7 protein-coding genes and 2 pseudogenes are annotated in these 9355 nt (G+C 56.4%); 3 read left to right on the forward strand and 6 right to left on the reverse strand.

Annotation, left to right across the window (positions count from 1 at the left end):
* The 3 genes and pseudogenes from M3I54_RS42595 to M3I54_RS42605 all read right to left on the reverse strand — a co-directional run.
* Positions 1-147: pseudogene (locus M3I54_RS42595) on the reverse strand (helix-turn-helix domain-containing protein); the annotation flags it as partial.
* A gap of 287 nt (positions 148-434) precedes the next feature.
* Positions 435-1067, reverse strand: coding sequence for a lytic transglycosylase domain-containing protein (locus M3I54_RS45605; protein WP_254346277.1), 633 nt, complete (start codon positions 1065-1067; stop codon positions 435-437).
* Between the two features lie 690 nt (positions 1068-1757).
* Positions 1758-1940 (reverse strand): hypothetical protein, encoded by a 183-nt coding sequence (locus M3I54_RS42605; RefSeq protein ID WP_254346265.1) that lies wholly within the window; start codon positions 1938-1940, stop codon positions 1758-1760.
* A gap of 753 nt (positions 1941-2693) precedes the next feature.
* Here M3I54_RS42605 and M3I54_RS42615 point away from each other — a divergent pair.
* Positions 2694-4037 (forward strand): TetR/AcrR family transcriptional regulator, encoded by a 1344-nt coding sequence (locus M3I54_RS42615; protein WP_254346267.1) that lies wholly within the window; start codon positions 2694-2696, stop codon positions 4035-4037.
* Between the two features lie 274 nt (positions 4038-4311).
* Here M3I54_RS42615 and M3I54_RS42620 read toward each other — a convergent pair whose 3' ends face one another.
* A complete protein-coding gene (locus M3I54_RS42620; RefSeq protein ID WP_254346268.1) occupies positions 4312-4869 on the reverse strand; it encodes a TetR/AcrR family transcriptional regulator in 558 nt (185 codons plus the stop codon).
* A 168-nt stretch (positions 4870-5037) separates the two neighbouring features.
* Here M3I54_RS42620 and M3I54_RS42625 point away from each other — a divergent pair, with 168 nt between their 5' ends.
* On the forward strand, positions 5038-8226 hold the full coding sequence (locus M3I54_RS42625; protein WP_254346275.1) for a cytochrome P450: 3189 nt from the start codon (positions 5038-5040) through the stop codon (positions 8224-8226).
* A gap of 195 nt (positions 8227-8421) precedes the next feature.
* Here M3I54_RS42625 and M3I54_RS42630 read toward each other — a convergent pair.
* Both M3I54_RS42630 and tnpB read right to left on the reverse strand, forming a co-directional pair.
* A pseudogene (locus M3I54_RS42630) lies at positions 8422-8775 on the reverse strand (transposase); the annotation flags it as partial.
* Between the two features lie 187 nt (positions 8776-8962).
* Complete coding sequence (gene tnpB, locus M3I54_RS45610; RefSeq protein ID WP_375542317.1) at positions 8963-9148, reverse strand: IS66 family insertion sequence element accessory protein TnpB; 186 nt, start codon at positions 9146-9148, stop codon at positions 8963-8965.
* A gap of 14 nt (positions 9149-9162) precedes the next feature.
* Between tnpB and M3I54_RS45615 the strand changes: the two genes are divergently transcribed.
* Positions 9163-9355 (forward strand): DUF5372 family protein (locus tag M3I54_RS45615; protein ID WP_375542318.1); only part of this gene is annotated, 193 nt, incomplete at its 3' end.

Genomic DNA, 9355 nt, shown 5'->3' on the forward strand with positions numbered 1-9355 from the left:
CACCAGCCGTTCGATCTGACGTACTGTCAGACCCAGCCGTTCGGCGGCACGGCCGGGCTTGAGGCCCGTCTCAACGACGGCCTGTATAACCTTCAGTCTGTCCAGTTCGCGCATGCTCAAACTCACCAGCGTCGTGTCCGGCTTCATGGCAGGCCCCGCAGCGGTTGCAGCAGTCTGCCAGCTTGCCAGCGCTCAAAAACACGACATCTGTAAATAGCCAGAACACGACATTAGGACGTAGCCCCCACAAGCAAAAATTCGCTCTTTATCTTTATGTCAACTCGCCCCCGTCCAAGCCACCTGTACGCGAAAGGAAACGCTGCGCTGCCGCACGCACGGCTGTCGATATCAATCGATGCAAATGCACGACAGCTGCAACTCACAACAACTGCGTCCGAAGGCGCGTGTGCGGGTATCCGCTGCAGGAGGCTCTCCTACCCGGAAATCAACCGTCGATAACGAGCCATGACCGCCGGCACGTACGCCCGAGTCTCGGGTATCGCAGGAATCCGGTAGCCGGCTTTGATCACGGAGTGCTCGCCCGCGTTGTAGGCTGCCACTGCGAGTTCGACGTTGTCGTCGAATAGATCGAGCAGCACACGTAGATACCGAGCGCCGGCGAGCACGTTGACTTTCGGATCAAAGAGGTTGCCCGCGGCAAAGCGCTGTGCAGTTTCTGGCATCAGTTGCATCAGGCCAAGCGCGCCGCGCCTCGAGACAGCTTGCGGATTGAATTTTGATTCGACGGCGATGATGGCCCGCAGCAGTTCCGTGCGCACGTGCCATTTCCGCCCGGCCTCGGCAATTACTTCGGCGAATCGCGATGTATCGAGGTCCTTCCCTCGTGGTGCCCGAGCGCGCGCCGACGTTGTCATTGCGCCACGCGTCGCCAATTCGGACGATTCGTCGACATTCACCTTCATCCGGGCCTTGTTGAGCTCATCGGGATTGTTGGCGAGGATCACCATCCCGTTCGCACCACCCTCACCAAAAATCTGTGCGCTCGCCGGTATGGACAATGCTGCCAGCGACGCGATCAGCCCGACGTTCACGGACACGGGGAACATTTCAACGCTCTCGAGCCTGCGCTGCGCTCCATCAAACTCCCATTCGCTGAAGCTTGATGCGCCGACCCAGACGTCTCGTTGCGTGCCATCTTTCGACGTGAGGCCAAGGTTATTTGCGCGAAGGCCTTCGAGCGTATCAATTCCTGAAGGCGTAATCCTGCTGCCGTTGCTAGCGTAGTCGACTAGCAATCCGTCCAGTTCGGAAGCCTCCGCACCCGACATTCCCCCCAATAGCGTGTAGGGCTCGTCTTCGACTCGACCGAGAATTTGTCTTATCTTCCAATCCTGCGAGCTGTCATAGACATGGAACCCCATCTGCCCCGCGGAGGCAACCTCCAAGAAACTCATCTTCGGATGCTTCATCGTAGCGAATGAGAACGTCAGGTTCTTTTCTTCGCCCGCTTCGACCTGCCCCGACACGATCCTGGCGTTCGCCGCCCCCCTGTCCGGTAATCTGCCACTAGCGGCAACGCTGTGCTCCACGATCTGCGCCGCGCCGTGTTGTGCGGCAGGCGGCTTATCGCCGGCCGTCGCGACCGATAGGGCGACACACCATGCAATGCCCGATTTCAGAAGAAGTCGCTTCATGAGTACATTCCCGTCAAGGCGTGCGCGTTAGCCTATCCGTTGCGTCGCTGCATGCGCTGCTTCCTGCCGGGAAACGAGTCCGCCGCCGCGCCGCGTGGCGCTTTAATTCGATTCCATGTCCAGCGTCCCGGAGCAACTTTCCCGGGCGACCAACTCACGAATGCTGTTGGCAAATCGTTCAAGGGCCTGCATGGACCCGTACACGCTCTTGTACTCTTCGCGGCCGATCCGACCGTCGAGCACGACGAGCATTCCCGAATCATTAGCAATCCTCTCAATATCCATCACAACCTCCCTTCAATTGCCGACGAGTGCGTAGTCTTCCTCAATCCACCTGCAGTGAGGCTCGCATCGTCGGCCGTTCCGACGCTGGAGGAAACACACACCACGATCCGTCATCGTGCCGGAAAAAGAAGATCGCGAACGATCCTGACGCACGTAGAGACTCCACACGTACGCATCGCACAGGTCTCGTTTTCGGGTAGCTCAGCCGGGTCACGGTTATCGGTGAAGCCGGCGTCGGAGCCAGCCATTTGTCGATCAGGCTTCGCAAAGATCCCACGTTGCTACTCATCTCCCGCTCCTTCACTTGCGGCCCCACAGCCGGTTCCTACCTCGAATCAGTTTTGTATACGTATGACCTAATATATACGTCTACGTGACCTAACAATAGTCACTGACTGACCTAGAATCAAGCACATCAAGAGGAGGGAAAACACCAATTATTGTGAACATCTTCCCGGCTGCGGCCGCCCAAATATGGGCCGCATCCCGTGATTGAACCCCGATATATACTGATCGGATGGGAGTGAGCGTCTGGTGCGAGCAGGGCTCGCACTGCGGAAATAGGTGGGATCCATGAAAGCACAATGACGTTTCCTTCTACCATCGAAGCGACCTATAATTTATAACAGGTCCAGGCAAACATTTTGGGGGCGAGACGTGCAACATAAGCCGGTAGAGCGAGAATCCTTTAGCGGTCTCGAGGAGGCAAGGCCCGATCCCAGGCCGGTTGAGCGACGAAACCGGGAACAGCGGATGACGCAGATCATCCTTGCCGCCCGGCAGATATTCCAGGAGGATGGATATGCCGGATTCGCCACGCGCCGCGTCGCGGCTCGCGTCGGAATTACATTGGGGAACCTTCAATACTACTTTCGAACGAAGGAGGAATTGCTTCGTGCGGCGCTGCAGGCACATATGCACGAAATCGTCAGTGACTATATGGCTATCGCAAATCAGCCCGGCGTCAACGCCGCGCGGCGTTGCTCCGCACTGGTGGAGCGCATTTTTCACGACATCACAGCAACTGATCTTCCGAAATTCCTGTTTGAAATTTGGGCTTTTTCCCAGCACGAACCATATGCTGCGGCGCTGGTTGACGATATGTATGCCACGTATCGGGGCATCTTTGCGAAGTTACTATCAGAGATCCACCCCACTCTCACTGGCGACGAGTGCCAGGTGCGTGCGTCCGTTCTGGTCGCGCAGACGAGTGGAATGATGATCTTTGCTTCTCACGGCGGGGATCCAGAGAAGGACCATGCAGAATTCGTTCGCATGACAAAGCGAGCTGTAAAGATGATTGTTGGCTTGTCGGCACAGACGCTGGAAAGTGACAGTCCCCTACATAGTTCCCGCAATCGTCGGGCAGGCACCAAGGGCAGCTTGCACATCGGTGTCTTTGGGTCTGAGGAGCACTTGCAGCATGGACGCTTCGAACTGAGCGTGCGGCAGACAGGACAAGATCTCCCCTACTACCGGCCAACGCTCCAGGGGCGACGTCGGGAGGTAAAGATCAATGAGATTGTCTCTACTGCCGCGAGCCTTTTGGCCACGGAAGGATATGCGAACTTTACCCAAGCGCGAGTGGCCAGGGAACTTGGAATCTTACCATCAGCACTCCAGAACTACTTTCCGACACATGACGACCTGCTCCGGTCGACAATTGGCGCGCTAGGAAAGGCCTATCTGGATCGCTATGCGGAAATGGGCAAGCCGAGCGGCAAGCCGACACTGGAGCGCCTGCGTGAAATCGTTGAGGACGTATTTGAGGAAGCCTGTGATCCGACGGTATGTCGATTCTCGTTCGAGATATTCGCGCTGGCTCAGCACTCGGATATCACGCGCGATCTCGTAAGAAGAATGTACTCCGCGTATCGGGCGATTTATGTCGATCTTGTGCGGGAGCTAGACTCGTCTGCTACGGCGCGCGAATGCCTCGCTCGCGCGACGCTCATCGCCGCGCAGATGGAGGGCATCGCAAGCTTGATGTTCGGTGAACAGCAGCAAGCGCCGGGCATCGACCGCGTTCGAGAACTGATGAGGACCATGGCGATCCATATCGCGCACGGAAAAACCGCCACAAGACGCGCTGCATAGGGCCGGCGACTACGCTAATCGGCCATGAACGAAGAGTGTCTGGGGCGTGCATCCCTGTTTGCCCCCGGACGCGTGGATTGATGATGTTGGCTCATCGCGACGGTGACCCAGAAAATGACTATCTAGAATTAATCTGTACCACGAAGCAAGCCAGTTGCTAAAGATGACGTTCGCGCGCGACTCGTGCGCACGGAACGCCATCCACGAGCGTTCGATTCCGCACTTGAGTGGCGCACGTGGAGCAACTTAGCCGCTTCCCACGCTTCTCCTGCCATTACTCCGCATCTGACCGCGCGAACCCGAGAGTAAGGCCGAAAGCATCGAGAATTGTCGCCGAAGTCGTGGCAATTCGCTTCGCCATTACCTTCGGGGTCTCTCGCGTAGTGCCCTGGCGAAGCCAGTGCACTACCGTCCAAACCAATCCCCCGCCAAGCACCGTCAAGCAATCCCCCTCCGCCTCCGTACGAACACCTTCATAGGGCGGAAGGATGCGGCCGGCGACGAATGTAACCAGGTCATCAAAAAACGCCGATGTCGCCGCGTCGTTAAATACGGTCAGATAGAAAGATTGATGGGCACGCATATGCTCAAGAATCAGAGCAGTTTCCACTTCCATTGATTCGACGAAGGCGACGCTAGGTGGGCTCAGCTGCTTGCCTTGCTCTTCGACGAATGTGAAAGCATTTTCGAGCCTCACCAACGCCGCCCGCTGAGCGGCCGCCTGCAGGTCGGGAAAGTGCTGATAGAACGTGGGACGCGCGACGCCAGCGCGCTGGACCAATTGCGCAATGCTGCATTTGTTCAGGGGGGCCTCATCGAGCAGTTCGGTCACGGCGCGGACAAGGGAATCGTAGCTACGTTGAAAGCGAGGATCGGCGGGATTAGGGCTTACGTAAGGTGGCATAAAAAGCTCTAGACAAGTTGGCACATCTATTTTACATTTGTTCAATAGATTGAGATACGACGTACTAGCATACCGAACATCTGAAAGGCTATTGAAATGAAATCCTCCACCCTCGCACCCCAGCCGCCCCTGAAACCCGTCATCGGTCATCTGCTGGAAGTCACGGGGCCGTCGCCGCTTGCAAAGATGATGGATCTCGCACGAACTTACGGGCCGATCTATTGGTTCGAAGTTTTCGGTCAAGGGTACTACGTTGTAAGCGGACAAGAGCTTGTGAATGAAGTGTGCGACGAAAGCAGATTTCAGAAATGTGTACACCAATCTCTGCTTGAACTTAGGCCCGCTATCGGGGATGGGCTATTTACAGCATACAGTGACGAACCGAACTGGGCAAAAGCGCATCGTGTGCTGATGCAGGCGTTCGGTCCAATCAGTATCTGGTCTATGTTTGACAAAATGGTCGACATCGCTGACCAGATGTTTCTCTATTGGGAACGTTTCGGCCCGGAAACGGCTGTCGATGTGTCTGACCATATGACTCGACTGACGCTTGATACGATTGCCCTGTGCGCGTTTGATTGTCGTTTCAATAGCTTCTACCGCGAAAGCCAGCATCCATTCGTAGATGCCATGGTGAATACCCTCGGTGAGGCGGGAAAGCGCGAGTTGCGACCAAAACTTGTTTCGAAGTTGATGCGCAATCGCAGTCGCAAATTCGACTCGGACATCGCACTCATGCGCTCACTCGCGACCGAAATGATCGAAAACAGGCGCAAGAACCCGCGCGGCAGCGATGAAGCAATGGACCTCTTAGACCGAATGCTGCACCGCGTTGATCCGGTCACAGGGGAGAAGCTCGACGATGAGAACATTGTCTTTCAGATGATTACGTTTCTTATCGCCGGGCATGAAACGACAAGCGGACTTCTGTCTTTCGCCACTTATTTTCTCCTCAAAAATCCGGATATTCTGCGAAAAGCACGGGAAATGGTCGATGAGGTTGTTGGTGACGCGGTACCGCGGATCGAACATCTCGCGCGACTTCGCTACATCGAACAAATCCTCATGGAGACGCTGCGAATCTGGCCAACGGCGCCTGCGTTCGCAGTGACACCGCTCGCCGATACCACGTTTGGAGGCAAATACGCCGTTCGTCCAGATGACATTATTCTCATTTTGACCCCCATGCTGCACAGGGATGTAAGCGTCTGGGGCGAGGATGTCGAGGCGTTTCGTCCGGAGCGGTTTTCCCCCGAGAACGCGGAGAATCTTCCTCCGAATGCCTGGAAGCCTTTTGGCAATGGTGCGCGCGCATGTATTGGTCGGCCTTTTGCAATGCAGGAAGCCCACCTCGTTTTGATAATGCTGCTTCAACGCTTCGATTTCTCCTTCGCAGATCCGAACTACGAACTGGCGATTGCTGAGACACTTACGCTGAAGCCGACAGGTTTCCGCGTAAACGTGCGGCCACGAGCACAAGGCACGCAAAGGGTGCCAAGCAAGAATTCTCATGCCCCCACGATCACTCAAAGCGCCAGCGCAGAGTCGGCTCAGTCAATCTCCGACGAAAGCTCGCCGAATATGCTCGTGCTCTTCGGAGGGAACACAGGCTCTGCCGAATCGTTTGCGCGACGCATAGCGAGGGACGCAAATCACCACGGATTTCATGCCACGTGCGCTCCTCTTGACGACTTCGCGGAAAAACTCGAGGGACATCCTGCAATTGTAGTCGTAACTGCCTCCTATGAAGGACAGCCGCCGGACAATGCAAAATTATTTGTTCCGTATGTCGAAGCAATGAGCGAGGGTGCGCTGGACGGTGTTAGCTTTGCGGTTCTTGGATGCGGCAATAAGCAATGGGCACGCACATTTCAGGCGATCCCGAGGCGAGTCGACGGGGCCCTCGAAAAAGCAGGTGCCAAGAGAGTTCACGTCAGAGGCGAGTTGGACTCCGGTGGAGACTTCTTCGGCGAGTTTGACCGATGGTATGCCGAACTGTGGAATCGCTTTGCGATTAGCGCCGGGAAGGAAGTCTCTGTTGCGCAACATGACGATGCTGCACTGAAGGTCAGTTTCGTTCAGAATGCCCGCGAGAAATTACTGAATTTTGGTGACATGGCGCACGGATCGGTTATCGAGAACCGGGAACTAGTAGATCTCCGCGCACCCGGCAGCCGCTCCAAAATACACATCGAATTAAAGCTCCCGGAAACGATGACCTATCGGTCGGGGGATTATCTGACGGTTCTGCCCCGCAACGCTAAAAGCAGCGTCGATCGGGTCTTACGCCGGTTTCGCGTGAGTTGGGACACCCAGGTGGTCATCCAGGGAACCTCGAGTAATCCGCGTCTTCCGCTCGGTCAAGCAATGGGTTGCGGTGAACTGTTTTCGAGCTATGTCGAACTCGCCATTCCAGCTACTCGATCACAAGTATCCAGTTTGGCCGCTGCTACCCGCTGTCCACCGGAAAAAATCGAGCTTGAGCGCCTGAGCACCGACGACTTCGAAAGTGAGATTCTGGGAAAGCGGACGACCGTCATAGAACTGCTCGAACGCTTCGGATCCGTCGATTTGTCGTTCGAAAAATTCCTCGATATGCTGCCTGCGCTGAAAGCACGTCAATACTCGATCTCGTCGTCCCCGCTTTGGAAAGCAGATCATGTCACGCTGACGGTAGCAGTGGTCGATGCGCCGGCTCTCTCCGGCAATGGCCGCTATGAAGGGGTAGCGTCTTCATATCTTGCGCGCCTCAACACGGGTGACAGCTTGTCTGTTGCAGTCAGGCCATCAAATGCGCGCTTTCGGCCACCAGCCGACGTGAATCTTCCTATGATCATGATCTGCGCTGGCTCCGGTATCGCGCCGTTCCGCGGTTTTCTGCAAGAGCGCGCGTTACAAAGACAACGAGGAGAAAACGTTGGCCCGTCGCTACTCTTCTTGGGGATTGATGACCCTGACGTTGACTTTCTCTATCGCGACGAACTCGACGAATGGGCAAATTGCGGCGTGGTTGAAGTGATGCCGGCTTATTCCAATCGCCCAGAGCAAGGTGCTCGCTTTGTTCAAGACAAGGTTTGGCTTGAACGAGAAAAAGTCGCGGCACTATTCGCACAGGGTGCCACGGTTTATGTATGCGGGGATGGGAAAAATATGGCTCCTGCCGTGCGTGGCACGCTAGGCCGTATTTATCAGGATGCAACCGGCGAGAACGACGAAAACGCTAGCGCCTGGATAGACACGATGGAGAGGGAGCATGGCAGATATGTAGCTGATGTCTTTGCATGACGGTGGCACGATTTGTGCAGCCTCCGCGTGGCGAGGCTGTGCAAATTTTTTGATCGTCGAGTTGTCGCTGCAACGTACTCATTTTTCCAGAATCGTTACAGAAGACTGGTAATCAGCCTTTGAACGACATCCTTCAGAGGTTAGGAGCAGCAGACATGGTCCACGGCATGAGCGCCACGTAGTCGTCCGCGGTTACAGATAACTCTTCGACTGCGGTCGCCGTGCGGGCGCCTTCAGCACCTGGAAGGTTGTCTCGTCGCCGTAGATGAACTCTGATTCGAGCATCACATCACGCATCAGGTTGATCACGGGCTGCGCGGCGAGGCCGACGCGAACAACGCTTGCGGCCAGTGTATTCGACGAGATGTCGCCACCGCGGCTGCGTAACAGAGTCGCCTGCCGGTACATCGGCGTACCGTACTGCTACTTGCCGGTGATGATCCACGCGAGCGCGGATTCCGTGAGCAGTCCACGCGGGATGATACGAGTCGGTGCCGACGTGACCTTGATAGCCAGGTCACAGCACGGACAGGCGTACTCGACGCGCCGAACAGCTCGCGTTTGTAGGCCCGTAACCGTTCCTCGGTCAGATCACGCTCGGCCATTACGAGGCGCAACTCGCCGCGCAGTGCATCGCGTTCAGCGCGCGCGGCGATCAGGGCCTGGTACCCCTTAGCACTAAGCGTGACGGTGTCGTTTGGCACGGCCAATTTGACCGTGCCGGCGCAGCGCGCGTTCAGCCGATCCGCCCGCAATAGCACCGGGGATGCTTCTGCATGACAGCGAGGACTATGCCGTCGAGCAGCCAGTTCAGTTGCTCGACGCTCAACGACACCGTCTCGCCCGCTTCCGGCCAGATGAACCGGTCAGCTTCGATCCGCTTGTAACATACCTCGAAATGCAGGCTCTGGGGCTGCCACAGAACATCTTGTCCGCATCACTCACCCGTTCCACCCGTTCAGCGGACAGCAACTTCTCTGTGTAGGTGAGCGCTATAACCGGTCTGGCCGACGTCTCCTGCTGCGCATCGACGACAAGAGTTATTGCTCCGTTCCTCCGAAGTGGACCGATATGAGCGAGCCTGATCCCGAGATCTCTATGGGACGAGAGCGCGCGTTGTTCACGGTCA

The sequence above is a fragment of the Paraburkholderia sp. CNPSo 3274 genome, from assembly GCF_024206475.1.
Lineage (GTDB): Bacteria > Pseudomonadota > Gammaproteobacteria > Burkholderiales > Burkholderiaceae > Paraburkholderia.